Origin of the sequence: uncultured Jatrophihabitans sp. (genome assembly GCF_964251945.1) — a bacterium.
In the GTDB taxonomy this organism is placed as follows: Bacteria; Actinomycetota; Actinomycetes; order Mycobacteriales; family Jatrophihabitantaceae; genus Jatrophihabitans.
On the sequence record NZ_CAXULP010000012.1, the window covers coordinates 31,525 to 57,042 of the forward strand.

25 protein-coding genes are annotated in these 25,518 nt (G+C 72.5%); 18 read left to right on the forward strand and 7 right to left on the reverse strand.

Annotated elements, in window-relative coordinates:
• Window positions 1-46: 46 nt before the first annotated feature.
• The 7 genes from ACFFBG_RS17055 (at window position 47) to ACFFBG_RS17085 (ending at window position 8,144) form a co-directional block, all read left to right on the forward strand.
• On the forward strand, window positions 47-889 hold the full coding sequence (locus ACFFBG_RS17055) for a cutinase family protein (RefSeq protein WP_375480757.1): 843 nt from the start codon (window positions 47-49) through the stop codon (window positions 887-889).
• A gap of 69 nt (window positions 890-958) precedes the next feature.
• On the forward strand, window positions 959-1,183 hold the full coding sequence (locus ACFFBG_RS17060; protein ID WP_375480758.1) for a D-arabinono-1,4-lactone oxidase: 225 nt from the start codon (window positions 959-961) through the stop codon (window positions 1,181-1,183).
• Between the two features lie 39 nt (window positions 1,184-1,222).
• Window positions 1,223-2,344, forward strand: coding sequence for a phosphoserine transaminase (serC, locus tag ACFFBG_RS17065; protein WP_375480759.1), 1,122 nt, complete (start codon window positions 1,223-1,225; stop codon window positions 2,342-2,344).
• A 126-nt stretch (window positions 2,345-2,470) separates the two neighbouring features.
• The gene (gene sepH / locus ACFFBG_RS17070) at window positions 2,471-3,562 is read left to right on the forward strand and encodes a septation protein SepH (RefSeq protein ID WP_375480760.1); all 1,092 of its coding nucleotides are present in this window, start codon (window positions 2,471-2,473) and stop codon (window positions 3,560-3,562) included.
• 268 nt (window positions 3,563-3,830) lie between these two features.
• On the forward strand, window positions 3,831-5,510 hold the full coding sequence (locus ACFFBG_RS17075) for an ABC transporter ATP-binding protein (protein ID WP_375480781.1): 1,680 nt from the start codon (window positions 3,831-3,833) through the stop codon (window positions 5,508-5,510).
• The gene (locus tag ACFFBG_RS17080; protein WP_375480761.1) at window positions 5,507-7,375 is read left to right on the forward strand and encodes an ABC transporter ATP-binding protein; all 1,869 of its coding nucleotides are present in this window, start codon (window positions 5,507-5,509) and stop codon (window positions 7,373-7,375) included. Before ACFFBG_RS17075 ends, ACFFBG_RS17080 begins: the two co-directional genes overlap by 4 nt.
• A 112-nt stretch (window positions 7,376-7,487) precedes the next feature.
• A complete protein-coding gene (locus ACFFBG_RS17085) occupies window positions 7,488-8,144 on the forward strand; it encodes a hypothetical protein (RefSeq protein WP_375480762.1) in 657 nt (218 codons plus the stop codon).
• Window positions 8,145-8,154: 10 nt separating this feature from the next.
• Here the strand turns inward: ACFFBG_RS17085 and ACFFBG_RS17090 are convergent, their stop codons facing one another.
• Window positions 8,155-8,940: a TrmH family RNA methyltransferase gene (locus tag ACFFBG_RS17090; RefSeq protein WP_375480763.1), complete on the reverse strand. Its 786-nt coding sequence runs from the start codon at window positions 8,938-8,940 to the stop codon at window positions 8,155-8,157.
• Between the two features lie 37 nt (window positions 8,941-8,977).
• A complete protein-coding gene (locus ACFFBG_RS17095) occupies window positions 8,978-9,415 on the reverse strand; it encodes a MarR family winged helix-turn-helix transcriptional regulator (RefSeq protein ID WP_375480764.1) in 438 nt (145 codons plus the stop codon).
• A gap of 61 nt (window positions 9,416-9,476) precedes the next feature.
• On the opposite strand from ACFFBG_RS17095, the gene ACFFBG_RS17100 reads away from it, so the two are divergent.
• Window positions 9,477-9,704 (forward strand): DUF2530 domain-containing protein, encoded by a 228-nt coding sequence (locus ACFFBG_RS17100; protein WP_375480765.1) that lies wholly within the window; start codon window positions 9,477-9,479, stop codon window positions 9,702-9,704.
• A 25-nt stretch (window positions 9,705-9,729) separates the two neighbouring features.
• On the opposite strand, the gene ACFFBG_RS17105 is transcribed toward ACFFBG_RS17100, so the two are convergent.
• A complete protein-coding gene (locus ACFFBG_RS17105) occupies window positions 9,730-10,494 on the reverse strand; it encodes a DUF3027 domain-containing protein (protein ID WP_375480766.1) in 765 nt (254 codons plus the stop codon).
• 58 nt (window positions 10,495-10,552) lie between these two features.
• On the opposite strand from ACFFBG_RS17105, the gene ACFFBG_RS17110 reads away from it, so the two are divergent.
• Genes ACFFBG_RS17110 through ACFFBG_RS17125 form a run of 4 tightly spaced genes read left to right on the forward strand, consistent with a single transcriptional unit; the run spans window position 10,553 to window position 14,174 of the window.
• Entirely contained in the window at window positions 10,553-12,253 is a 1,701-nt protein-coding gene (locus tag ACFFBG_RS17110; RefSeq protein WP_375480767.1) for an MFS transporter, read from the forward strand.
• Window positions 12,254-12,274: 21 nt separating this feature from the next.
• A complete protein-coding gene (locus ACFFBG_RS17115) occupies window positions 12,275-12,724 on the forward strand; it encodes a DUF2771 family protein (protein ID WP_375480768.1) in 450 nt (149 codons plus the stop codon).
• 17 nt (window positions 12,725-12,741) lie between these two features.
• Complete coding sequence (gene mqnB / locus ACFFBG_RS17120; RefSeq protein WP_375480769.1) at window positions 12,742-13,344, forward strand: futalosine hydrolase; 603 nt, start codon at window positions 12,742-12,744, stop codon at window positions 13,342-13,344.
• Entirely contained in the window at window positions 13,341-14,174 is an 834-nt protein-coding gene (locus ACFFBG_RS17125; RefSeq protein WP_375480770.1) for a 1,4-dihydroxy-6-naphthoate synthase, read from the forward strand. The genes mqnB and ACFFBG_RS17125 overlap by 4 nt, the downstream gene beginning before the upstream one ends.
• A 4-nt stretch (window positions 14,175-14,178) precedes the next feature.
• Here ACFFBG_RS17125 and ACFFBG_RS17130 read toward each other — a convergent pair whose 3' ends face one another.
• On the reverse strand, window positions 14,179-14,562 hold the full coding sequence (locus ACFFBG_RS17130) for a cold-shock protein (RefSeq protein ID WP_375480782.1): 384 nt from the start codon (window positions 14,560-14,562) through the stop codon (window positions 14,179-14,181).
• Window positions 14,563-14,684: 122 nt separating this feature from the next.
• Between ACFFBG_RS17130 and ACFFBG_RS17135 the strand changes: the two genes are divergently transcribed.
• From ACFFBG_RS17135 to ACFFBG_RS17150, 4 genes are all read left to right on the forward strand, one after another.
• Window positions 14,685-14,942: a hypothetical protein gene (locus ACFFBG_RS17135; RefSeq protein WP_375480771.1), complete on the forward strand. Its 258-nt coding sequence runs from the start codon at window positions 14,685-14,687 to the stop codon at window positions 14,940-14,942.
• A 16-nt stretch (window positions 14,943-14,958) separates the two neighbouring features.
• Entirely contained in the window at window positions 14,959-15,177 is a 219-nt protein-coding gene (locus tag ACFFBG_RS17140) for a hypothetical protein (protein WP_375480772.1), read from the forward strand.
• Between the two features lie 11 nt (window positions 15,178-15,188).
• Entirely contained in the window at window positions 15,189-17,552 is a 2,364-nt protein-coding gene (locus tag ACFFBG_RS17145) for a helicase-associated domain-containing protein (RefSeq protein WP_375480773.1), read from the forward strand.
• A 98-nt stretch (window positions 17,553-17,650) separates the two neighbouring features.
• Entirely contained in the window at window positions 17,651-19,300 is a 1,650-nt protein-coding gene (locus ACFFBG_RS17150) for a DNA repair helicase XPB (RefSeq protein WP_375480774.1), read from the forward strand.
• A gap of 212 nt (window positions 19,301-19,512) precedes the next feature.
• Here the strand turns inward: ACFFBG_RS17150 and ACFFBG_RS17155 are convergent, their stop codons facing one another.
• On the reverse strand, window positions 19,513-20,082 hold the full coding sequence (locus ACFFBG_RS17155) for a hypothetical protein (protein ID WP_375480775.1): 570 nt from the start codon (window positions 20,080-20,082) through the stop codon (window positions 19,513-19,515).
• 323 nt (window positions 20,083-20,405) lie between these two features.
• Window positions 20,406-21,029, reverse strand: a complete 624-nt coding sequence (locus ACFFBG_RS17160; RefSeq protein ID WP_375480776.1) for a DUF6318 family protein — start codon at window positions 21,027-21,029, stop codon at window positions 20,406-20,408.
• Between the two features lie 215 nt (window positions 21,030-21,244).
• On the opposite strand from ACFFBG_RS17160, the gene ACFFBG_RS17165 reads away from it, so the two are divergent.
• Window positions 21,245-22,108, forward strand: coding sequence for a hypothetical protein (locus ACFFBG_RS17165; protein ID WP_375480777.1), 864 nt, complete (start codon window positions 21,245-21,247; stop codon window positions 22,106-22,108).
• 65 nt (window positions 22,109-22,173) lie between these two features.
• On the forward strand, window positions 22,174-24,033 hold the full coding sequence (locus tag ACFFBG_RS17170; RefSeq protein WP_375480778.1) for a Na+/H+ antiporter: 1,860 nt from the start codon (window positions 22,174-22,176) through the stop codon (window positions 24,031-24,033).
• 58 nt (window positions 24,034-24,091) lie between these two features.
• On the opposite strand, the gene groL is transcribed toward ACFFBG_RS17170, so the two are convergent.
• The coding region (gene groL, locus ACFFBG_RS17175) for a chaperonin GroEL (RefSeq protein ID WP_375480779.1) at window positions 24,092-25,518 on the reverse strand (1,427 nt) is incomplete at its 5' end.

Genomic DNA, 25,518 nt, shown 5'->3' on the forward strand with positions numbered 1-25,518 from the left:
CGGGCGCGGCTGCGGGTGCCCACAGCTTCGCTTTCTACGCTGTGGCGTGCGCCTGAGATCGACCGCCCGCGGGTTGGCCGCCGCCGTGCTGGCGACCTCCGCCTGCCTCGCCGGCTGCACGGACACCGTCGGCGGCAAGGGCACGGCGCTCGCCCCCGCCTGTCCGGCCGCGTTCTTCGCCGCGCCCGGGTCTGGAGAGGGGTTGGCGAACCCGGCGCCGTCCGCCGTCCCGGACGGGCTCAGCGCCGCCGACGTCGCCGCCTACGGCGTGACGATGACCGTGTTCACCTCCGCGCTCGTCGAGATCGCCGGCAAGGGCCACGTCACGACGGCGGCGCTGGACTACCCCGCCATCCCGTCCAACGCCTACCTCGGCGCGCGCGGCCTCTCGCCGGCGCTCGACAAAAGCGAGCGGGCCGGCGCGACTGCGCTGGTCACGGCCGTCCGCGCTCGCTGGACGCGCAGCTGCCCCGCTCGGCCGATCCTGTTGGCCGGCTACAGCCAGGGCGCGGAGGTGGTCGTCCGCGCCGTGGGCGAGCTGACCGCCGCGCAGCAGAAGCACGTCAGCGTGGTGCTGTTCGGCAATCCCAGCTACGAGCCGGGCGAGCCCGGCGACTATCCCGGCCACACCGGGGCGGCCGGCCTGCGCCCGACCTTCTTGGACGGACAGGCGTTCCGGCTGCCCGAGCCGGTTCGTCGGCGCACGTTGGACGTCTGCGCGCCCGGCGACCCGGTCTGCGGCGTGCAGGCCGGGCTGCTCACCGTCGTGCAGCGGCTGTATTGGGTCTACCGGCACGCCGGCATCCACAGCACGGCGTACCGGACCGACGCCGGCGGCTACACCCGGCACGCGGCCCAGTTCCTGTGGGCGCACCGGACCGTCAAGTAGCTGTTCATCCCCCATCCGCCGCCGAGCAGCGTGACGCCGGCGGACGCGGCAGATGACAGGATGCCGGCGATGAACGCGACGGCGAGCGACCCGCGGGAGCAGCACTTCCGCGCTGTCGAGGCGATCGCGAAGGACGTCGGCGGACGGCCGCACTGGGGCAAGCTGCACTATCGCGACGCCGAGTCGTCGGCCGCCGCCTACCCGCGGTTCGCGGACTTCGCCGCCCTGCGCGACAAGCTCGACCCGCACCGCATCTTCGGCAACGCCTACCTCGCGCGGGTGCGCGGCGGCTGACAGCGCCATCTCCGCGCCGGCAGATGACAGGATCGGGGGGTGACGGCGCCGCAGATCCGCATTCCCGTCGACCTGTTGCCGGCCGACGGCCGATTCGGGTCCGGCCCGTCGAAGGTGCCGGCGGCCGCCCTCGTCGAGCTCGCCGAGACGGGCACGACCCTGCTCGGCACGAGCCATCGGCAGCCGCCGGTGAAGCGGCTCGTCGGCCGGATCCGAGCCGGGTTGGCCGACCTGTTCGACCTGCCTGACGGGTATGAGGTCGTGCTCGGCAACGGCGGGTCGACCGCCTTCTGGGACGCCGCCGCGTTCGGCCTCGTCCGCGACCGGGCGCTGCACGCCGTGTGCGGGGAGTTCTCGGCGAAGTTCGCCACGGTGACTGGCGGCGCGCCGTTCCTGGGCGAGCCGGTGGTCGTCCGCAGCGACTACGGCAGCGCCCCGCAGATCGACGCGCAGCCCGGCGTCGACGCCTACGCGTGGCCGCAGAACGAGACCTCCACCGGCGTCGCCCTGCCGGTCGAGCGAGTCGCAGACGCGGCCGGCGACGCGCTCATGCTCGTGGACGCGACGTCGGCCGCCGGCGCGTTGCCCGTCGACCTGGCGCAGACGGACGCGTACTACTTCGCGCCGCAGAAGGTGTTCGCCGCGGAGGCGGGCCTGTGGCTCGCGATCTGCTCGCCGGCGGCGCTGTCGCGACTGGCCGAGCTGCGCGCGACCCGGTGGGCGCCGCCGTCGCTGGATCTGACGCTCGCGGTCGAGAACAGCCGCAGGGACCAGACTTACAACACCCCCTCGGTCGCCTCGCTGTGGCTGTTGGCTCGCCAGCTGGACTGGATGCTGGCTGAGGGCGGCCTGCCGTGGGCTGCGAAGCGGGTGGCCGACTCGTCGTCGCGGCTGTACGCCTGGGCCGAGGCGTCGAGGTTCGCGACGCCGTTCGTCGCCGAGCCGGCTGTGCGCAGCCCGGTGGTCGCCACGATCGACTTCACCGACGGCGTCGATGCCGGGACGGTGGCCGCGGTGCTGCGCGCGAACGGCATCGTGGACACCGAGCCGTACCGCGGACTCGGCCGCAACCAGCTGCGGATTGGCATGTATCCCGCCGTTGACCCGCCCGACGTCGAGGCGCTCACCGCGTGCATCGATCACGTCGTGCACGCTCTGTGACGGATCGCCTTCGGCCAACTCAAAGTTGTCCTCGCGTGGTCGGGGTGAACGCCGAGCAAGCGAGGACAAGTTGGCGACCGGCGTGTGCTGCCGGGCTGCGCGGTCCGACGCGCCTATGGTCCCGGCATGCGTTCGTTGCGCGTGGTGCATCCGACGGATTCCGGTTCGCTGCTCGTTCTGGAGACCGATGACGGCGCGGAACGCTTCGCGTTAGCCGTCGACGACTCCCTCCGCTCGGCTGTGCACGTCGAGTCGGCCGACGTCGAGCCGGCGGCCGAGTCGACCGGGCGGCACGAGGCCGAGCTCACCGAAACGGCCGGCGCAACCCCGCGGATGATCGAGGACGAGCCCGACGCCAGCCCAGCGCGCGTCCCAGCAGCGTCCGTCACCGGCGACCCGCCGATCGGCCCGCGCGAGATCCAGGTCCGGGTGCGCGCCGGCGAGAGCCCGGCCGAGCTCGCCGAGGCCTACGTCATGACGCTCGAGCGGATCATGCGCTTCGCGGCGCCGGTGGTGTCCGAGCGGCTGCGCATCGCCCACGAGGCCCGCCGCGCACGCGCACGCCGCAGCACCGCCGAGGCGCACGTCGTCGTGTTCGGCGAGGCGGTCGACGAGCGGTTCGCCGCGCACGGGATCGCCCCGTCGGCGGTGTCCTGGGACTCCTACCGGCGCGAGGACGGCGAGTGGATCGTCGTCGCGAGTTGGTTCGGCGGCGACCGCCGGCACAGCGCCGAATGGGTGTTCAGCCGGGCCAGCCGCAACGTCCACCCGGCGGACGAGACCGCCGTCGATCTGCTCAGCGACCGGCCCATCCGCCCGATCGCCCCGCCGGCGCCGGAACCGCCGCAGCTGCGGGTCGCTCCGCCGCTCGTGCCGGGCCTCGTCGCCTTCCCGCCGATGCCGGACGCGCAGACCGGCCCGGTCCCGCACGTCGAGGAGGTGTTCGACCAGGACGCCGCGTCGTTGGACGCGCCGCGCGCAGTCCCGCCTCCGGCCGACGAACGGTTCGCAGCCACTCCGCTCGAGGACTTCGACTTCGAGGCGGCGCCGCTGCCGCTCGGCATCGCCGCGCCGCTCGAACGCGCCGGGGTGCACGGCGTGGGCGCGCTGCACAACCTGTCCTCCCGGCGCGAGGAGTCCGAGGACGACCGGGCCGCCCGCGCCCGCATCCCGTCCTGGGACGACATCGTGCTGGGCGTCCGGCGCACCACAGACTGAAGAACCCGCCCCCCGCTCCGGGATCGGGCAGGACCAGCTGCGCGCGGTCCTGCCCGATCACCCGGTCGCCGGCAAACTAAGTCGCACCTGTCGGACCGGCTGCGTACCGTGAACTCACGTGACGATCCCCGCTGAAGCCGACGCCGCCGCGGCGACTTCAGCGCCGGCTGCAACGCCGCCGCCAGCGCCGGCGTCAGCGGGCGGCACCTACGCCACCCTGCTGCGCCTACGGCACTGGGCGCGTCCGCACCGCGGCGCCGTCGCGGTGATGGTCCTCGCGGCGACGGCGGCGATGCTCGTCCAATCGTTCATCCCGCTGGTCGTGGGCGCGGTCGTCGACGGCCCGATCCGCCGGCACGACACGTCGGGCATCTGGTCGCTGGCCGGGCTGGCGCTGCTGTTCGGCGTGGCCGAAGCGGCGTTGTTCTTCTTGCGCCGCCGGGCGATGTCGAGCGCGGCGCTCGCGATCGAGACCGATCTGCGCCGGGATTTCTTCGCCCATGTGCAGCGGCTGCCGGTCAGCTTCCACGACCGCTGGCCCTCGGGGCAGCTGCTGTCCCGATTCACCACCGACCTGTCGACCCTGCGGCGCTTCGTGGGCTTCGCCGCGGTGTTCCTGTTCGCCAACACCGTCGCCTCGCTGGTCGTGCTCGCCCTGCTGATCCACATCCAGGTCGTGCTCGGGTTGTGCGTGCTTGTGGCGATGATCCCGCTGGTGCTGTTCACCCGCAGCTTCGAGCTGCGCTATAGCCAACAGGCCAGGCGCGCGCAGGACCTCACCGGCGATCTCGCGACCACGGTCGAGGAGTCCGCGCTCGGCATCCGAGTGATCAAGTCCTACGGCCGCCGCCCGCACATGCTCGCCGACTTCAGCGCCGGGGCTCGCCGGCTGCAGGGCGCCGAACTGACCAAGATCGCCACGCTGGGCCGGTTCTGGGCGATGCTCGAGGGCCATCCGCAGCTCGTCCTCGCCGGCGCGACCGTCGGGGGCGTGTTCGCGGTCGCGCACGGCGCGATGACGATCGGCGCGCTCGTCGCCTTCCTGACGCTGTACCTGCGGCTGGTCTGGCCGATCGTGTCGCTGGGCTGGCTGCTGGCGCTGGCCGAGGAGTCCGCCAGCGCCGTCCGCCGCATCTTCGAGGTCCTCGACGCCGAACCGACCATTGTCGACCCGACCACGCCGGCCGTCGCCGAACACGGCGCCACCGTCCGGCTCGAGGGCGTGCGGTTCCGCTACGAGGGCGCCGAGGTCGACGTGCTGCGCGGCGTCGACCTCGACATCCGCGCCGGCGAGACGATGGCGCTCGTCGGCGGCGTCGGCTCGGGCAAGACGACGCTGACCGCGCTCGTCCCGCGGCTGTACGACGTCACCGGCGGCCGGGTGCTGATCGGCGACGTCGACGTGCGCGACCTGCGTCTCGACCAGCTGCGGCACGCCGTCACCACGGCCTTCGAGGACGCCACCCTCTTCTCGGCGAGCGTGCGCGAGAACATCACGCTCGGCCGGGCGGGCATCACCGACGACGACGTCGCCGAGGCCGTCGAGGTCGCGCAGGCCGACTTCGTGCACGGGCTGCCCTACGGCTTGGACACCCGCATCGGCGAGCAGGGCCTGTCGCTGTCCGGCGGCCAGCGGCAGCGGCTCGCGCTGGCCCGCGCCGTCGTCGGCCGGCCGCGCGTGCTGGTGCTCGACGACCCGCTGTCCGCCCTCGACGTGCACACCGAGGGCCAGGTCGAGGCGGCGCTCCGGCGCGTGCTCGCGAGCACCACGGCGCTCGTCGTCGCGCACCGCCCCTCGACCGTCATGCTCGCCGACCGCGTCGCCCTGCTCGCCGACGGCCGGATCGCGGCGGTCGGCACGCACAGCGAGTTGCTGGCCAGCGTGCCGGCCTACCGCCAGTTGCTCGCGCAGACCGCCGAGCTCGAGCAGGCGGGCCAGCCGCAATGAGCGAGAAAGACGACACGATCGCGCTCGACGAGCAGTGGCGCGACGACCAATGGCGTGGAAGGCAGGCGCCGGAGGCCGCGAAGAACGAGCCCGCAGAGGTCGCGGGCGGCATCGCGCTGCGCGGCGGCGGCCGGCAGCTGCTCGGCGAGCTGATCCGCCCGCACCGCCGCGCGATCACCGGCGTGCTGGCGCTCGCGCTGGCGCAGGTGGCCGCGACGATGGCCGCGCCCTGGCTGATCGGCGTCGCGATCGACGACTCGCTGCCCGACGCCCGGCGCGGCGACTACACCTCGCTGACCGTCGTCGGCTGCGCCCTAGTGCTGGCGGCGCTGCTGTCCGGCTGGCTGCGCTCGGTGTTCGTGGTGCGCAGCGGCCGGGTCGGCCAGGACATCCTGTACACGCTGCGCCAGCGGGCCTTCGACCACACCCAGGCGCTGTCGGTGTCCTTCCACGAGCGGTTCACCTCCGGCCGGGTGATCTCCCGGCTGACCTCGGACGTCGACACGCTCACCGAGCTGCTCGACACCGGGCTGGACGGCCTGCTGACCGCGCTGTTCAACAGCTCGGCGATCGCGGTGCTGCTGCTCGTGCTCGACGTGCCGCTCGCCGTGATCGCGATCGGCGCGCTGATCCCGCTGTGGCTGCTGTACCGCTGGTTCTCACCGCGCGCCGCGCAGGCCTACCGCAGCACCCGCGAGGCGGTCGCGGTGCTGATCGTGGAGATCGTCGAGACGCTCAACGGCATCCGCGCCGTCCAGGCCTTCCGCCGCGAGAAGCGCAACGACGCGATCTTCGCCGGGCTCAACGAGCGCTACCGCGAGACGAACCGGGAGACCTTCACGCTGCAGGCCTGGTTCATCCCGGGCACGGCGCTGATCGGCAACCTGGCCACCGTCGCGATCCTGCTGGTCGGCGGCATCCGGGTGGCGCACGGCGGGCTCGAGCTCGGCGTGCTGACCTCGTTCCTGCTCTACCTGCGGCAGTTCTACGACCCGATGGAGGACGTCGGGATCTTCTACAACTCGCTGCAGTCGGCCACCGCCGCGCTCGGCAAGATCGCCGACGTGCTGGCCGAGCCGCCGAGCGTCCCCGAGCCGGACGAACCGCGGCCGCTGCCGGACCCCGTGCGCGGCGCCGTGTCGCTGGAGCAGGTCAGCTTCGGCTACCGCGCCGACCGCCCGGTGCTCGCCGCGCTCGACCTGGAAATCCCCGCCGGGCAGACCATCGCGCTCGTCGGCGCGACCGGGGCGGGCAAGACGACCATCGCCAAACTGCTCTCGCGCTTCTACGACCCGAGCTCCGGCGTGGTTCGGCTCGACGGCGTCGACCTGCGCGACGTCGGCGACGAGCAGCTGCGCGCCGCGGTCGTGATGATCACCCAGGACGGCTTCCTGTTCTCCGGCTCGGTGGCCGACAACATCGCCTTCGGCCGGCTCGACGCGACCCGCGAGGAAATCGTCGCCGCGGCCGAGGCCGTCGGCGCGCACGAGTTCATCCGCGCGCTGCCCGAGGGCTATGACACTGATGTGCGCAAGCGCGGCGGCCGGCTGTCGGCCGGGCAGCGCCAACTCGTCGCCTTCGCCCGGGCGTTTTTGGCCGACCCGGCCCTGCTGATCCTGGACGAGGCGACGTCCTCGCTCGACGTGCCGACCGAGCGGGCGGTGCAGCGCGCGCTGCGCACGGTGCTCGCCGAGCGGACCGCGCTGATCATCGCCCACCGGCTGTCCACCGTGGAGATCGCCGACCGGGTGCTCGTCCTCGACGGCGGCGTGCTCATCGAGGACGGCACGCCGAGCGAGCTCATCGAGGCCGGCACCGGGCAGTTCGCGGCGCTGCACACGTCATGGCGCGACTCCCTGGTCTGAGGAGGCCCTGACCGCAGGCTTGACGGCCACCCGCAGATCGCACCGGGGTCACCGAAGCGCGTTTGGCAAACAGGCGCGTTTGGCAAACAGGCGCGTTTGGTAGACAGGCCGGGTGCCTGGACACCCGATCCGCCGATTGGCCCGGACGGTCGCCGCGCTGCTGGCAGCGGCGATGGCGGCCGCGGGCTGCTCGAGCAGCGGCAAGGCGGCCCCGAAGACACCGAGCGCCAAGCCCGTCGCGACCTACGCCCAGGTCACCGGCACGAGCAGCACGTTGGCCCTGGACACGACGTTCGTGCAGGCCATCAGCAGCCTCCAGCTGACGCCCGGCCTGATCGGCAGCGCGACGCTGCACATCGCCGATCTCGCGTTCCCGATCACCGGCGGCCGGCTGACCGTCTACTCGGCAGGGCACAAACCGGCGCTGACCGGCGAGCTGCAGCACGCCGGGAGCGGGCTCAGCTTCACCGGGACGGGCGCCAAGATCGCGCTGCAGGACGTCGTGCTGCACTTCGGCGCGACCTCGACGCTGAGCGGCGACGTCGTCGTCAACGGCAAGACCGCGTTCCCGGCGGCGACGCTGTTCGACGTCGACACGACGAAGTTCGGCGCGCCGACCACCAAGGCTGGCACGACGACGATCGCCGGCGCCGCGGTGTTCCTCGACCCGGCTGCGGCGAAGAAGCTGGACACCGCGCTGCACAGCACCACCCTCGAGCAGGCCGGCAAGATCCGGATCGGCACCCTGACGGTCGCCGCCACCGACTGAGGCCCCCGGGTCAGGCGAGGTGCGCGAACACGATGGCGGCGGCGGTGGCGACGTTCAGCGAGTCGACGCCGTCGGCCATCGGGATCCGCAGCAGATCGTCGGCCGCGGCGAGCGCGCCGGGCGACAGCCCCGGCCCTTCGGCGCCGAACAGCGCTGCCCAGCGCGGCGGCACGGACAGGTCCCGCAACGCGGGCGCGGCGGGGTCGGGCGTCGCGGCCAGCAGCCGGAAGCCGTGCGTGCCCACGACGTCCAGCGCCGCCGGCCACGGATCGGGCAGCACCGCGAACGGCACCCGCAGCGCGTGGCCCATCGACACCCGCACGCTGCGGCGGTACAGCGGATCGGCGCAGCGCGGATCGAGCAGCACCGCATCGACGCCGAACGCGGCGGCGTTGCGGAACAGCGCGCCGAGGTTCTCGAAGTCGTTGAGGCCCTCCAGCACGGCCACCCGGCTGGCGGCGGCGAGCAGCCTGCCCGGGTCGGCGCCCGGCGGCCGGTCCGCGGCCGCCAGCACGCCCCGGGTGACCCGGAAGCCGACGACCTCGGACAGCAGCCACTTGTCCACGGCATAGGCCGGGACGTCCCACGCCGGCAGCCGGGCGGCGAGCGCCTCGAGCCGGGCCGGAACGCCGAGCACGGCGCGCGCTGGATAGGGCGAGCCGGCCAGTCGCTCGACGACGTTCACCCCCTCGGCGATCACGACGCCACGGCGGTCCGGCCGGACATCGGCGTCGGCGAGGTCGCGGAAGTCGTCCAGCCGCGGGTCGGCCGGGTCGCCGATCTCTACGATGCGCACGCGGGCGTCGAGCCGGGCCGGGCGGCGGGTGGCCGCGTTACTGCTCGGCGAGCTTGTCGAGGACGGGCACGATCGACAGCAGCGCGGCGAGTTCGGCTGCGCTCAGCGTCTCGAGCCGGCGCGACAGCCACGCGTTGCGCGAGCTGCGCTCGGAATCGAGCAGCGCCAGGCCGGGCTCGGTGATCTCGATGATCGCCTGCCGGCGGTCGGTGGGATGCACCTCGCGGCGCACCAGGCCGCGGTCCTCGAGCTTCGCGAGCACCTTGGTCATCGACGGCGGTTGGACCCGCTCGCAGGTGGCCAGCTCGCCCGCGCTCATCCGGCCGTACTTCTCCAGCGCCGCCATCGCCGACAGCTCGGTCAGCGTCACGGACATATCCGCGCGCTGGTTGCGGACCAGCCGGGTGAGCCTCAGCAGCACCGGGCGCAGCAGGGACGCGAGTTCGGCGGGAGACTGGCGCGTCGCTGCGGTCACGATCGTTAGACTAGCTAACGAATGCCGGAGCGGCCAGCGGATCCCGCTAGGCTGACGTGCCGTGCCCGACCTGGTGACTCCGCCCGCGGTGCAGATGAACGCCCGCAAGATCGTCGCCGTCGGCACCGCGCTGTGGTTCGTCGCGTTCGTGGCGCTCTTGCCGTTCTGGGGCTGGCTGGGCCGCCACCACCATCGGCTGTGGCTGTGGACCTGCCTGGCCGGCTGGGTGCTCGGCCTGTTGGGCTGGGCGCTGATGAATCGGCACCGCGGCCTCGGCCGGACGATCTGACCGGCCGGCCGGCCGGCCGGCCCGCTCAGCCAGCCGGCGCGTCGACGACGATCTCCTCGCCGTCGTCGTAGACGAGTTCGGCGAAGTCCCCGCGCGGGGTCGGCTCGGCGACGACCTCGGAGTGCGCGCCGCAGCCGTACTCGACGCTCACCACCTTGCCGTCGGCCTCCGGGATGTCGTTGCCGCAGACGCCGAAGCCCGCCTGCAACGCGCCGGCGAGCGGCAGGTAGAAGCCGCAGGTGCCGCAGCGCGCCGGTGCGTGCCGGGCCATCGCGGCGTCCGGTCCGAAGTCGCCGGCCCGCCAGCGGTCTGCGGCGAGCAGTCGGCCCTCGCGAGACAGCACCCGCTCGCGGCCCAGGCCCAGCTCGAAAGCGACCGCCTCGACGGCCGGATCGTCGGACAGCAGGTAGGCGGGGGCCAGCCGCGGGTCGTCGGGCAGCGGCGGCAGCAGATCGCCAGGGCCGAGGTCGCCCGGCCGGACGCGCTCCTCCCAGGGCACCCAGGCGGGGGCGAGCAGCGAGCCGTCGCCAGGCAGCAGCACGACCTCGTCGACGGTCGCGACGTCCGAACCGGCGGCGCGCACGAGCGAGACGGCCCAGTGCCACCCGACGTAACCGGGCACTTGGGCGCCGAAGGCGTGTGTCACGAGTTGCGCGCCGCCCGACTCGTCGCCCGCGCGGGCGCCGAGGTGGTCGCCCACCTGGCTGCCGCCGACCTCGCGAGCGGCCGATCGGGCGAGCTCGACGTCCGCCCCGTCGCGATCCGCGGGTTGATCTGGGTTGGTCACCACCTCATTGTCTCATCGCGCGGAGACGGCCGTCGCAGCCGCGTTGGGGCAGGATGGGTTCGTGGCCAAGAAGCAGGGCGACCGACCTGGCGGCCGGTTCTCCAAGTCCGGCCACACCACGCACCGGCCGCCGGTCGAGCCGCCGGCCCCGGCGTATCCAACGCCGTCGTCCTATCCGCCGTCGTCCTATCCCGCGCAACCGCCGGCCGGCCGGCGCCCCGACGACTTCGGCGCGCAGCCCGGCTACCAATCGGCACCGCCGTCGTACGCGCCGGCCGGAGCCGACCCGTACGGCTCGCCCACCTACCACCACACGCCGGCCGCCCGGCAGGCGTCGGCCGCCGGCGCCCAGCGCGGCGTCGGCCGGGCGGCTGTCGCGGGCACCAACAGGGCGGCCCGGCTCGTCACCCGCAAGGTCATCGACGCGAGCAAGGCCGACGGCGCCGAGGAATCCGGGCTCACCGCGCTGATCTGGAACCAGGTGCTCAGCTACGGCACCGACGCGATGATCACTGTCGCGCTGGCGGGCACCGTGTTCTTCGGCGCGTCCGCCCACGCCCAGCGCGGCAATGTGCTGCTGTACCTGCTGATCACGATGGCGCCGTTCGCGGTGATCGCGCCGGTGATCGGCCCTGCGCTCGACCGTCTGCAGCACGGCCGGCGCTGGACGATGGCCGGCACGGCGATCGGCCGGGCGGTGCTCGCGCTGATCATGGCCGGCCACCCGACCGAATTGCTCGTCCTCTATCCGTGCGCGCTCGGCTCGCTGGTGCTGTCGAAGGCGTACGGCGTGGTGCGGGCGGCGGCGGCGCCGCGGCTGGTGCCGCCGGGCATGACGCTCACCGAGGCGAACGCCCGGCTGACGATCTTCGGGTTGGCCTCGACCCTGGTGCTCGGCGGCCTGGTCGGCGTGGTCATCAAGGTGACGGGCTCGTACTCCGTCGGCCTCATCGTGACCGCGATCGGCTTCGCCGCATGCGGGGTGTTCGCGTTCCGGCTGCCGAAGCAGGTCGATTCGGCGGTCGCCGCGCCGCGACATCCCGAGGAGCCCGGCCGGGCGAGCAAGCAGGTCCGGGTTCCCCCGCTGAAGCGCATCCAGCAGTGGGCCGGCTACGGCTTCCCGCAGCACCTGGTCATCGCGCTGCAGGGCGAGTCGGCGCTGCGGCTGCTGTCCGGGATGCTCACGATCTACCTCGCCTTTTACGTCGAGTCGACGAGGCACGGCTTCCCGGCCGTGCTCGACCTCGGCCTGGTGATCGGCGCCGCGGGCGTCGGCAACTTCCTCGGCACCGCCATCGGCACCCGGCTCAAGATGGTCAAGCCGGAAGTCGTGATCATCGTCTCGACCTGCGTCGCGGCGGCAGTCTGCCTCATCGTGGGGCTGGTCTTCAACATCGCGTTCGCGGCGGCCGGCATGCTCGTCGCGAGCGTCGGCAATGCGCTGTCCAAGATCGGGCTGGACGCGTTGATCCAGCGCGACGTCGTCGAGACGCTGCGCTCCAGCGCTTTCGCACGGTCCGAGACGTTCCTCCAGCTGGCCTGGGTCATCGGCGCGGCGATCGCCGTCGGGCTGCCGAGCAACAGCAAGTCCAACGGGACGCTCGCCTTCCTGGTCGCCGGCGTCATCGTGGGCGCGGTCGGCGCGGTGATCGTGCTGCGCAACCGCGCGATGAACCGGGCCACACCGCCGCGACGCCGGGGAGGGCACGCTCCGGCGGCCGGTAGCGTGGGCGGTCCCGACGCCGACCACAGCGTCGACTGATCCGCTGTTCCTGGGAGCGTCATGCGCCGCCGCGTGCTCGGCCTCGTCGCGGTGCTGCCCTGCCTGCTGGCGCTCGGCGGCTGTGACAAGCCGGTGCCGGGGGTGACCGTGCTGTCCGGCAGCACCTCCACCGTGATCCCCCCGCAGAAGTACTGCTTCGACAGCGGCGCGCGCGCCTGCCGGGTGTCGGAGAAGATCCGCACGATCAACGCCCGCTCGTCCTCGACGTTGCTCATCGACGTGCCGCGCGCCGTCGCGAACAGCCACTGGCTGGTCACGGCGTTCCGCCGGGACAAGAACGGCAAGTCGACGCCGCTGGACGGTTTCGGCTCGCCCGACCTGATCCACGGCCGGCACAGCACCCAGGTGAGCGTGCCCTACGGCACCGGCGACTACTTCCTGTCAGTGGCCGAGCTGGCCGGCGGCAGCCAGCAAGGCGCCTGGGTGGCCCGCGTCCACGTCATCGGCTGACGATGCGGGTGCTCGTGGTGACCGCCGTCGACGCCGAGCGCGACGCCGTGGCCGCTGCGCTGCCCACCGGCGCCGATGTCCGGGTGCTGACCGTCGGCGTCGGCCCAGCTGCCGCGGCGGCCGGCGCCGCGACCGCGCTCGCCGGCGACGGCTCGGTCGACCTGGTGCTCTGCGCGGGGATCGGCGGCGGGTTCGCGCCGCTTGGTCCCGGCGAGATCGCGGTGGCGGCCGCCTCGGTGTTCGCCGATCTGGGGGCGGAAACCGCCGCCGGCTTCTTGCCGCTCGCCGAGCTGGGCTTCGGCGTCAACCGCTACGACGTCCCGCCCGCGCTGGCCGTGCAGCTCGCCGACCGCACCGGCGGCCGGCTCGGCACGATCCTGACGGTCGCGACGGCGACCGGGACGGCGGCGTCCGCGGAGTCGCTGCGCGCGCGCTACCCGGACGCGGTCGCCGAGGCGATGGAGGGCGCCGGCGTCGCGGCCGCCGCGCAGGCGCACGGCGTGCCGTTCGCCGAGCTGCGCGCCGTCAGCAACCGGGTCGGTCCACGCGACCGCGACGCGTGGGAGGTGCCGTTGGCGCTCGACGCGCTCGGCACGGCCGTCGCGGCGGTGCTGGCATGAGCACCCCAGGCGCCTTGAAGATCGCGTATTCGCCCTGCCCGAACGACACGTTCGTCTTCCACGCCTGGGCGCATGGGCTGATCGAAGGCGCGCCGCCGCTCGAGGTCACCTTCGCCGACATCGACGTCACCAACGGCGCCGCCGAACGAGGCGAGTTCGACATCGTCAAGGTGTCCTATGCGGCGCTGCCGTGGCTGCTGGACCAATACACGCTGCTGCCGTCCGGCGGCGCGCTCGGCCGCGGCTGCGGGCCGCTCGTGCTCACCCGAGCCGACGCCGCGACGAGCGCGGACAGCGTAGACGGCCGGACGGTCGCGGTGCCCAGCGAGCGTTCGACGGCCTACCTGCTGTTCCGGCTCTGGGCGAGCGGGCAGCGGCCGAAGCGCATCGAGGTCGTCCCGTTCGCGTCGATCATGCCGGCGGTCCGCGACGGCGAGTTCGACGCCGGGCTGGTGATCCACGAGGCGCGCTTCACCTATCCGAGCTACGGGCTGACCGCGCTCGTCGACCTCGGCCAGTGGTGGGAAGGCGACACCGGCCTGCCGATCCCGTTGGGCGCGATCCTCGCCCGCCGCTCGCTGGACGCCGGCGCGCTGGCCCGCGCCGCCCGAGCCTCGGTCGAGCACGCGTGGGCGAACCCGGCTGCCTCGGCGCGCTACGTCGGCGCGCATGCCGACGAGATGTCGCCGGCCGTGCAGCAGCAGCACATCGCCCTCTACGTCAACGAGTTCACCCGCGACCTCGGCGACGAGGGCTACGCGGCGGTCGCCGCCTTGCTCGATCGGGCCTTCGCCGAAGGCCTCACCCCGACGAGGCCGCCCCTGCGATGAGCTATTAGGCGTCGAAGTCGTCGGCGAAGGCGCGCAGCAGCCCGGCGATCTTGTGCGCCTCACCGCGGTCCGGATACCGGCCGCGGCGCAGCGAGTTCGAGGTGCGGTCCAGCAGCTTGATCAGGTCCTCGACGAGCGGCGCCATCTCCTCGGCGGGCTTGCGCGCGTTGCGCACCACCGATGGCACCGGGTCGAGCACCCGCACCTGCATCGCCTGGCTGCCCTTGCGGCCGGACACCACGCCGTACTCGACGCGGACGCCCGCCTTGAGCTCGAGCACGCCGTCGGGCAGCGCGTCGCGATGGACGAAGACGTCCTCTCCCTCGTCGTTGGAGAGAAAGCCGAAACCCTTGTCCGAGTTGAAGAACTTGACCTTGCCGGTAGGCACCGGGAACTCCTTGAGCATTCATTGGTTGTGCGTCACCCGACCGACCTGTGCCGCCAGTGACCAAGGCTACTGAACGGCGCGCGGACATTCACCATCTCCTGGAAAGGCGGACAATCGCCTGCATGGCAACGACGGTCCGCACGACGACAGCACGGTGGGCTCGGGCGGGCGTCGCCCTGTTCGTCGTCGGGCTGGCGTTCATCGCGATCGACGTCCTGCCGTTCTTCGCCGGCGACCACAACACGTCGCTCTGGCTGAACCTCGCCTGCCTGCTGGCGCCGCTGGGCTTCGCGATCACCGTCTGGTCGGGCGTCCGCGGCGGCCGGGCCGACCAGCGGGCCGCGGCGCAGCGGACCCACGGCGAGCGCCCGATACACTGAACGGTCTCCAACGCACGTGAGAAAGGCGGTCCAGATGGCCGGCACCGCGCCTCGCCTGCCCGAGCAGTTCCGCAGCCCGACCGAGACCGTCGACTTCCAGGTCTCGGAGCTCGTGTCGGATGCCACGGGCGCGCACTCCCCGTACGGCGATGTGGAGTTCCCGCTGCCCCACGACAAGCTGCTCTACGAGCACCCGAAGCCGGCGAACCGTCCCAAGCTCGCCGGCGGGCGCTGACCGCCGGGTCGGTGGCCGGCGAGCGGGACACGCCGCCCCGAGCGACGTCGCTGACCGACTGGCTGCGCAGCCGCGCCGACGGTGACCTGGTGCGGCTGCTGCGGCTGCGGCCCGACCTCGCGTTGCCGGCCCCCGCGGACATCCCCGCGCTGGCCGCCCGGGTCGGCGTCCGCAGCTCGACCCAGCGGGCGGTCGACGGCCTGTCCGCGCCCGCGCTGCGCCTGCTCGAGACGCTGGTGCTCGCCGCCGGGCCGGACGACGCGGTCGACGACCCGCCGGCCGCCGGGCTGGCCGCGCTGTTCGACCTCGCGCTGGTGTGGGGCGACCCCGACCTCGTCCATCTCTCGCCGACGGTGCGCGAGTCGGTCGGGCCCTACCCAGCGGGGCTGGGCCGGCCGGCCGCGACGCTGTTCGCGGCCGTCCCGGAGTTGCACATCGTCCCGGTTTTGCGCGGCCTCGGCCTGCCGGTGGCCGGTCAGCCGAAGGCGGCCGCGGCGCTGGCCGCGCGACTGTCCGACCCGGCTCAAGTCGGCGCGCTGATCGACGCCGTCGACGACGCCGAGCGCGACATCCTGCGCCGGCTCGCGGCCGGCCCGCCCGTCGGCTCAGTGCGCAACACCCGGCTCGCGGCGAGCGGCGACGCGGCGTCGGCCGCGCACCAGTTGATGGCGCGTGGCCTGCTCGCCCCGATCGACTCGCAGCGCGTCGAACTGCCGCGCGAGATCGCGCTGGTGCTGCGCGAGCGCGCAGACGACGGCGACGCGGCGGACGTCGGCGCGCCGCCGCAGCCGGAGCTCGTCACTCGCGCGCCGGACGAGCTGGACCGGCTGGGCAGCACGGCGGTGCTGGAGCTGATCCGCCTCGTCGACGCGCTCGCCGACGAGTGGACCGCGCAGCCGCCAGCGCTGCTGCGCGCCGGCGGGGTGGGCGTGCGCGACCTGCGGCGCACGGCACGCGCGTTGCGGGTCGACGAGCCGGCTGCCGCGCTGATCGCCGAGGTGGCCTACGCCGCCGGGCTGGTGAACGCGACCAACGGGATCGAGCCGGTGTTCCTGCCGAGCACCGAGTACGACGTGTGGCGCGGACGCGAGCCGGCGCAGCGGTGGACCGCGCTCGCGTCGGCGTGGCTGGCGATGACGCGGCAGCCGAGCCTGGTCAACCAGCGCGGCGAGCGGGACCGGGTGATCTCGGCGCTGGGCCCGGATGTCGAGCGCGGCACGTTGCCAGCGACCCGCCGGCAGGTGCTGGCCGCGCTCGCGCAGTTGCCGCCGGGCGCCGCTCCGGCCGACCGGGCGGACGTGCTGGCGCTGCTCGCCTGGCAGCAGCCGCGCCGCGCGTCCGGCCAGCGACAGCTCGCCGAGGCGGTGCTCGCGGAGGCCGACGCGCTCGGAGTGACGGCCGCCGGCGGCCTGCCCGGCTACACCCGCACCCTGCTCGCCGGATCCGCGGCGCCGGCCGAGCACGCGCTGTCCCGCGCGCTGCCCGAGCCCGTCGACCACTTCCTGGTGCAGCCGGACCTCACGGTCATCGTGCCCGGCCCGCCCGAACCGCGGATGGGCGTCGAGCTCGCGACGCTGGCCGACCTCGAGTCGACGGGCGGCGCCAGCGCGTACCGGATCACCGAGCGGACGGTGCGCCGCGCGCTCGACTCCGGCCGGACCGGCGCGCAGCTGGCCGCCTTCATCGCCCAGCACTCCCGCACCCCGGTGCCGCAGGCGCTCAGCTACCTGATCGACGACGCCGCGCGCCGGCACGGCGTCCTGCGCTCGGGCGCGGCGAGCGCCTACCTGCGCTGCGACGACGAGGCGCTGCTCGCCCGGGTGTTGGCCGACCGCGCTGCCGACGGGCTTCGGCTGCGGCGCGTCGCCCCGACGGTGCTGGTGTCCGAGGCGCCGGTGGCGCAAGTGCTCGAGGTGCTGCGAGACGCTGGTTTCGCGCCGGCCGCCGAGGCGCCGGGCGGGGAGCTGATCACGCTCGGCATCGAGGCGGCGCGCGCCCCCAGCCGGCCGGCGAGCCGGCCCCTCGTGTCGCGCACGGCGGCCGGGACGGACGGCCAGCTGGCCGAGCTGGTGCGCCGGCTGCGCGCCGGGGACGCGGTGAGCGAGCTCGGGCGGCGGATGCAGTCCATCGCGGCGCAGGTGCCGGGCGTCACCTCCGCGGCGATCATGGACCTGCTGCGCAGCGCCGTCCGCGAGGAGCGGACGGTCTGGCTGGGCTGCGCGGAGCCGGACGGCACGTCGACGGCGCACGAGCTGACGCCGATCTCGCTGGCCGCCGGCTACGTGCGCGGGTACGAGCGCGGCAAGGCGCAGCTCTCCGCGTTCCCGGTGCACCGGATCACCTCCGTCCAGCTCGCCGGCGAGGACGACGACTGATCCGTCCCGACTCGGGCCGGTGGCGGCCGAGCGGAAGTGCGCGGGGCCGCCGGGCGTTTGCGACAATGGACAGTCCCCTTCGTCCCTTTGGGAGTCACGTGACCGACGGACCGCTCATCGTCCAGTCCGACAAGACGCTGCTGCTCGAGGTGGACCATCCGTTGGCCGGCGAGGCCCGCGCGGCGGTAGCGCCGTTCGCCGAGCTGGAGCGCTCGCCCGAGCACGTCCACACCTATCGGCTGACCCCGCTGGGACTGTGGAACGCGCGGGCGGCCGGGCACGACGCCGAGCAGGTGGTCGACGCGCTCGTGCGGTACTCGCGCTACGCGGTGCCACACGCGCTGCTGGTCGACGTCGCCGACACGATGGACCGCTACGGCCGGCTACAGCTGGTGAAACATCCCGTGCACGGGCTCGTGCTGGTGTCGTTGGACCGCGCGGTGCTCGAGGAGATCCTGCGGCAGAAGAAGATCGCGCCGATGTTGGGCGAGCGCCTCGACGCGGACACCGTGCAGGTGCACCCGTCCGAGCGGGGCCGGTTGAAGCAGGCGCTGCTCAAGGTCGGCTGGCCGGCCGAGGATCTCGCCGGCTACGTTGACGGCGAGGCGCACCCGATCGCGCTGGACCAGGAGAACTGGCAGCTGCGGGACTACCAGCAGCAGGCCGCCGAGATGTTCTGGGCGGGCGGCTCCGGCGTGGTCGTGCTGCCCTGCGGCGCCGGCAAGACGCTGGTCGGCGCGGCGGCGATGGCGCAGGCGCAGGCCACCACGCTGATCCTCGTCACCAATACGGTGGCCGGCCGGCAGTGGCGGCGCGAGCTGATCGCGCGCACGTCGCTCACCGAGGACGAGATCGGCGAGTACAGCGGCGAGCGCAAGGAGATCCGGCCGGTCACCATCGCCACCTATCAGGTGATGACGACCCGGCGGAAGGGCGAATACCGCCACCTTGAGCTGTTCGACTCGCGCGACTGGGGGTTGATCATCTATGACGAGGTGCACCTGCTGCCGGCGCCGATCTTCCGGCTGACCGCGGATCTGCAGTCGCGCCGCCGGCTCGGCCTGACCGCCACGCTGATTCGTGAGGACGGCCGCGAGGGCGACGTCTTCTCCCTCATCGGGCCGAAGCGTTACGACGCGCCGTGGAAGGACATCGAGAACCAGGGCTGGATCGCGCCGGCAGACTGCACCGAGGTGCGGGTGACGCTGACCGACGCCGAGCGGATGGCCTACGCCACCGCCGAGCCCGAGGATCGGTACAAGCTCGCGGCGACCGCCCGGACGAAGCTGCCAGTGATCAAGACGATCGTCGACCGGCATCCGAACGACCAGGTGCTGGTCATCGGCGCCTACCTCGACCAGCTGGACGACGTGTCGGCGGAACTCGACGGCGCGCCGATCATCCAGGGCTCGACGTCGACCAAGGAACGCGAACGGCTCTACGACGAGTTCCGGCGCGGCGAGTCGCGGGTGCTGGTGGTGTCGAAGGTCGCGAACTTCTCGATCGACCTGCCCGAGGCGGCCGTCGCGGTGCAGATCTCCGGCACGTTCGGGTCGCGGCAGGAGGAGGCCCAGCGGCTCGGCCGGGTGCTCCGGCCGAAGGCCGACGGCCGGCAGGCGCACTTCTACACGGTCGTCGCGCGGGACACCCTCGACGCGGAGTACGCCGCGCACCGGCAGCGCTTCCTCGCCGAACAGGGGTACGCGTACACGATTGTCGACGCCGACGACCTACTACGTCCGCTGTGACGCGTGGATAACCCGGCCGACGGCCTGCTGCGGCGCGCGGCAGCCGCGGCCCGCCGAAACCCCGCGGCGAGGCGCCCACTGGGCCGCCGCCCGAGAGGCGGGTACCCCTCCTGCGACGTGTGTTACGCCCGTAGCACAACTCCAGACCACACATGGCCGCCCCGGCCGGCCGGCCGCCCGGCACGAGCACGGCTCGTTCGAATCAGCGTCGGTCAGGGGTCGCCGGGATTGGGGACCAAGACGCCGCGGGCCTCCTTCACCTGCAACGGCGTCTGCGCGGTCGGACCCGCGATGGCGCCCGGAATGGTCTGCGTCGCGCCGCCGTCCACGCGGAACGTGGCCACCCAGCTCACCGTCGCCGACACCCGCACCGCGCCGGTGGCTGTGTAGACATGGCCGAAGTAGCCCGGGCAGGTGACAGTTCGGCAAGGGTGGCGCGCGCCGTCATAGGACTGCCCGGCGTCGTGGGTCGTGGCCGAGACGCCGTCGCCGAACCGCCAGTCCACATGATCGATCTTGATGCCGATCGTCACCCGCCGGCCCAAGATCGCCACCGCCGGCAACTCGCGGATTGCCGGGGTGTTCGCCCACATCACCGTCTGGATGTTCACCAAGGTCGCGGTGTGCGGAGCGACGCCCACCGACGCGGACGGGATCAACCGCACCGCCCGCGCCCGCACATCCGCCGCCGTCACCTGCGCAGCCGGCGGCGCGTCCGCGGGCGCCACGCACGTGGTGCCGACCGACTGCCACGCCCCCGCTGCCGTCATCTGCAACGTCATCAGCGCGACGGTCTTGGCATTCTGCAGACCAACGCAATACTTCGAGAACGCGGTGCACGACGTCTCCTCCGCGTCCATCTGCTGAGACGCGTTCCCCGCCCCGCAACGGACAACCCGAGTCACCAGCCCCGCAGCTCCCGCCGCGCTCGTGCTGCCTTGATCGCCGCCGCCGTCTTGACCCTTGACCTCGACGCCGCCATCGAAGCCGCATCCACCTACCGATCCACCAGTGGCGGTGCATGGGCCCGCCGCAGCGGCATTGTCGGGAAAGCAAAGTAGCGACGTAACTAACGACAACGCCGCGAGCAGCCCGGACAACGACCTCATACGACATGGCCCTTCTGAACGGCCGTCCACGTCGACCCGGTCCACCGCAGCCAGAGCCGAAAGGTCTTCTTCGAGACTGCCGGCTCGCGGCTCAATATTGCGCCGTTCGCAGAGACGGTGCGAAGCGCTGTCTGTTCGACCGTGACATCCACGGCGGTCTCAGCGCCAAAGCGCTTGTCGTTCGGGGCAACGAACGTCGAAATGACTGATACGCGACCGCCGGAAAAGTGTTCACCGCGAGCCGATCGGTCCGTGAAAACTGATTCGGCAAGTTTGCAGTCACTGCAGGTGGGCGCCGAGTGTTGCTGCAGCAAGGTTGTGTTCATGGTCGCATAGGCCCAATCGACACTCTGGAACCAGAACCTTCCGAATTCGATTGCGCCGAGGTTGTCGCGCGACACGTTCCTGAGCACCGGAGGCTTTTCGCCGGGGCGGACATTTGGGCCGGTTGTCGGCACGGAGGCGCTTGTCGAACTGGGCGCCTTCGGCGTCGTGGCGACAGATGCGCTCGTGGTCGGCGTGCCTGCTGTGCTGGACGCCTCGCCGCCGGCGGAGGTTCCGGTGCAGCCGGCAGCCAGCATCGCGACAACCGCGATGGCCCCCGCCCATCGAAACCGCACCGCCCGATTTTGCCATGATCCGCCCGGCTGCGCCCCTCGTGTCCACAGGCTCGACAACGACTCCGGACGGACGGTCCTCTCCTGGTTCGGTGCTGCTCATTTTCCGGCCGAATTCGGACGTCACGGAACCAGGAGAAGACCCGACGTGGCGGGCCGAACGCTCGGCGGTCCAGCGGAATAGAACGCGACGCGGCAGCGGATGGTATGCATGCACCATGCGTCTGCGTAGAGCCCCGCTCGTCCTCGTCCTGCCGGCAGCGGCGGTGCTCGCCGCATGCTCGTCCACGACCGCCGGCAAGGGCAGCGAGGACACCGCGGCCGCGACCGCCGGCAGCACCAGCACCAGCACCAGCACCTCTAGCGCCAGCACCTCTAGCGCCAGCGCGCCGTCCACGACCGCCAGCACGCCGGCCGACGCCCACGGCCTCGGCGCACTCTTGCAGCGCGGCGTCGCGAACGTGCAGAGCGCGCACTTCACGCTCGACACCAAGATCGCCACCCAGTCCGTCACCGGTACGGGCGACGAGAAGCTCGACCACGGCAAGGTGCAGGCCTTCCGGGTGACCGAGACAATCGGCAGCGCTGGGGAAATAGAGATCATCCTGGTCGACGGCAAGGCCTACGCGAAGCTGCCCGCGACGCTCAACACCAGCGGCAAGCCGTTCGTTCTGCTCAGCACCAACAGCAGCAATGCCACCATCCGCCAGCTCGCGGCGTCGATCACCAGCTCGCTCTCCTCGGGCGCGTCGCTGCAGTCGATCAACGCGCTCGCTACCGCGGCGACCTCCACCCGCCTCGTCGGCAAGCAGGAGATCAACGGCGTGCAGGCGACGCACTACGACCTCGTGATCGACCCGACCAAGATCACGACCGACCCGACCACCAAGCAGGGCTTGACGCAATCAGGCATCACGAGCATCCCGATGCAGCTCTATGTCGACAGCCAGGGTCGCCCCGTCGAGGTCGACGAGAACATCACTGTGAGCGGCCAGACCGTCACCACGAAGGTGGCGCTGAGCCGCTACAACCAGCCGGTCACGATCACGGCGCCGCCGGCGAGCCAGGTCTCGACCAGGTAGCGCCCGCGCCGCCGGGCGGAGTCCGGCGGACGGCGCCGCCGCACAGAGTCCGGCAGAATGACTCGGTGGACGCGGCGCTGAACATCCTGGGCCTGGCCGCGATCGCGACCGTGGTCGCGGCGTTCGCCCGCCGGGTCGGCTGGTCCGAGCCGTTGCTGCTGACGGTCATCGGCATCGGCATCTCCTACATCCCGCGGGTCCTCGAGATCACGCTGACGCCCGACATCGCGCTCGTCGGCCTGCTGCCGCCGCTGCTCTACGCGGCCGCGATCCGCACGTCCCTGATCGACCTGTCGGCGAACAAGCGGCCGATCCTGCTGCTGTCGGTCGGGTTGGTGGCGTTTTCCACCATCGCCGTCGGCCTGTTGGCGTGGTGGGTCATCCCGAGCGTCTCGGTGGCCGCGGGCCTCGCGCTCGGCGCGGTGGTGGCGCCGCCGGACGCGGTCGCGACGACGACGGTCGCGCGGCGGGTCGGCATGCCGCGGCGCATCGTGTCCGTCCTCGAGGGCGAGAGCCTCGTCAACGACGCCACCGCGCTGGTCGCATTGAACACCGCGATCGCGGCGCTCAGCTCGACGATCAGCCCGTGGCGGGTCGGCTGGGATTTCGTCCGGGCGGCGGGCGGCGGCGTGCTGATCGGCGCGGCGGTCGCGATCGTCCTCGCCCAGATCCGCAAGCGCATCAACGACCCGGTGCTCGACACCGTGCTGTCTTTCGCCGCGCCCTATGCCGCGTTCCTGCCGGCCGAGGAGATCCACTCCTCCGGTGTGCTGGCCGTCGTCGTCACCGGGTTGCTGCTCGGCCATCGGGCCCCGGTCATCCAGACTGCCAGCTCGCGGATCGCGGAGAACATCAACTGGCGCACCGTGCAGTTCCTGCTCGAGAACGTCGTCTTCCTGCTCATCGGACTGCAGATCCGCACCATCATCGACAACGTCGGGCACAGCCATTTGCCCTGGACGCGGGTCGTCTGGCCGTGCGTGGCGATCCTCGCCGGCACGATCGTCGCGCGCGGTCTGTGGCTGGCGATAGTCGTGCCGACCCTGCGGCTGCTGCGTCAGCCGACCTGGGATTGGCGCACCAGCGTGGTGGTCGGTTGGGCGGGCATGCGCGGGGTGGTCACGCTCGCCGCCGTGTTCGTGCTGCCGGCCGACACCCCCGAGCGCGCCCTGCTGACGCTTGCCGCGTTCACCGTGGTGGCCGGCACGCTGCTGATCCAGGGCCTCACCCTGCCGTGGCTCGTGCGCCGGCTCGGGCTGCCCGGGCCGGACGCCGCGGAGGACGCGCTGCAACGCGCCGGCCTCGTCACCGACGCGGCCCGGGCCGGGTTGGCCGTGCTCGAGGAGCTGACGACGGACGACGACCCGCCCGACGTCATCGAGGAGCTGCGGCAGCGCGCCCACTCGCGCAGCGACCGGATTTGGGAGCAGCTGGGCCGCGCCCAGTCCGATCTCGAGCCGCCGGCGGCCGCGTACCGGCGGCTGCGGCTGCAGATGCTGTCCGCCGAGCGCAGCTCGATCATCGAGGCGCGCGACCGCGGCGTCTACGACGACGAGGTGCTGCGCGGCGCGCTGCAGTCGATCGACATGGAGGAGTCGCTCCTGGACCGCATCGAGGACGCCGCGTCGCTGGTCGATGACGAACTGCGCACGCCCGGGCGCCGGGCCGGCGACTGCGAGCACCTGCGCGACGCGCACCGGGTCGTGCAGGCGCGGACGCCGAAGGGCTGCGAGGAGTGCCTGCGCGACGGCACCCGTTGGGTCCATCTTCGGCTGTGTTTGACCTGCGGCCATGTGGGCTGCTGCGACTCCTCGCCGCAGCGCCACGCGGAGAAGCACAACGCCGAGACCGAGCACCCGGTGATGCGCTCGATCGAGCCGGGCGAGGCGTGGCGATGGTGCTACGTCGATCACCTGCTCGGCTGACAGCCGAAAGGGGCGGCCCGCTTGCGCGGACCGCCCCTTCGTGACGTGCTGGTCGGACTCAGAAGTCCATGTCACCGCCGGGCATGCCGCCGCCCGCGGGGGCGCCAGCTTTCTCCGGCTTGTCGGCCACGACGGCCTCCGTGGTGAGGAACAGCGCGGCGATCGACGCGGCGTTCTGCAGCGCGGAACGCGTCACCTTGGTGGGCTCGACGACGCCCTCGGCGAACATGTCGACGTACTCGTTGGTCGCGGCGTTGAGGCCCCAACCCGGCTTGAGGCCGAGCACCTTCTCCGACACGACGCCGCCCTCGAGGCCGGCGTTGATCGCGATCTGCTTCAGCGGAGCGAGCAGCGCGACCTTGACGATGTTGGCGCCAGTGGCCTCGTCGCCGGTCAGGTCGAGCTTCTCGAATGCGGTCACGGTGGCGTTGGCCAGCGCGACCCCGCCGCCCGGGAGCAGGCCCTCTTCGACGGCCGCCTTCGCGTTGCGGACGGCGTCCTCGATGCGGTGCTTGCGCTCCTTGAGCTCGACCTCGGTGGCCGCGCCGACCTTGATCACCGCGACACCGCCGGCGAGCTTCGCCAGGCGCTCCTGCAGCTTCTCGCGGTCGTAGTCGGAGTCGCTCTTCTCGATCTCGGCGCGGATCTGGTTGACCCGGCCCTGGATCTGGTCGGCGTCACCGTTGCCCTCGACGATCGTCGTCTCATCCTTGGTGGTGGTGAACTTGCGGGCCCGACCGAGGTCGTCCAGCGAGGCGTTCTCCAGCTTCAGACCGACCGTCTCGGTGATGACCTGGCCGCCGGTCAGGATCGCGATGTCCTGCAGCATGGCCTTGCGGCGGTCGCCGAAGCCCGGGGCCTTGACGGCGACCGACTTGAACGTGCCGCGGATCTTGTTGACGACCAGGGTGGCCAGCGCCTCGCCCTCGACGTCCTCGGCGATGATCGCCAGCGGCTTGCCGGTCTGCATGACCTTCTCGAGCAGCGGCAGCATGTCCTTGACGTTCGAGATCTTGCCCTCGTGGATGAGGATGTACGGGTCCTCGAGGTCGGTCTCCATGCGCTCGCTGTCGGTCACGAAGTACGCCGACAGGTGGCCCTTGTCGAAGCGCATGCCCTCGGTCAGCTCGAGCTCGAGGCCGAAGGTGTTGCTCTCCTCGACGGTGATGACGCCTTCCTTGCCGACCTTGTCCATGGCCTCGGCGATGATCTCGCCGACCGTGGTGTCCGCGGCCGAGATCGAGGCGGTAGCAGCGATCTGCTCCTTCGTCTCGACGTCCTTGGCCTGGTTGCCCAGCACCTCGGACACCGATGCGACCGCAGCCTCGATGCCGCGCTTGAGCGCCATCGGGTTCGCGCCGGCCGCGACGTTGCGCAGGCCCTCGCGCACGAGCGCCTGGGCGAGCACGGTGGCGGTGGTGGTGCCGTCGCCGGCGACGTCGTCGGTCTTCTTGGCGACCTCCTTGACGAGCTCCGCGCCGATCT

Coding starts and splice junctions, on each gene's coding strand:
- ACFFBG_RS17060 (WP_375480758.1), top strand. CDS start 959: ATGAACGCGACGGCGAGCGACCCGCGGGAGCAGCACTTCCGCGCTGTC.
- ACFFBG_RS17115 (WP_375480768.1), top strand. CDS start 12,275: ATGCGCCGCCGCGTGCTCGGCCTCGTCGCGGTGCTGCCCTGCCTGCTG.
- sepH (WP_375480760.1), top strand. CDS start 2,471: ATGCGTTCGTTGCGCGTGGTGCATCCGACGGATTCCGGTTCGCTGCTC.
- ACFFBG_RS17080 (WP_375480761.1), top strand. CDS start 5,507: ATGAGCGAGAAAGACGACACGATCGCGCTCGACGAGCAGTGGCGCGAC.
- ACFFBG_RS17165 (WP_375480777.1), top strand. CDS start 21,245: ATGCGTCTGCGTAGAGCCCCGCTCGTCCTCGTCCTGCCGGCAGCGGCG.
- ACFFBG_RS17075 (WP_375480781.1), top strand. CDS start 3,831: ATGGTCCTCGCGGCGACGGCGGCGATGCTCGTCCAATCGTTCATCCCG.
- ACFFBG_RS17135 (WP_375480771.1), top strand. CDS start 14,685: ATGGCAACGACGGTCCGCACGACGACAGCACGGTGGGCTCGGGCGGGC.
- ACFFBG_RS17155 (WP_375480775.1), bottom strand. CDS start 20,082: ATGACGTTGCAGATGACGGCAGCGGGGGCGTGGCAGTCGGTCGGCACC.
- ACFFBG_RS17125 (WP_375480770.1), top strand. CDS start 13,341: ATGAGCACCCCAGGCGCCTTGAAGATCGCGTATTCGCCCTGCCCGAAC.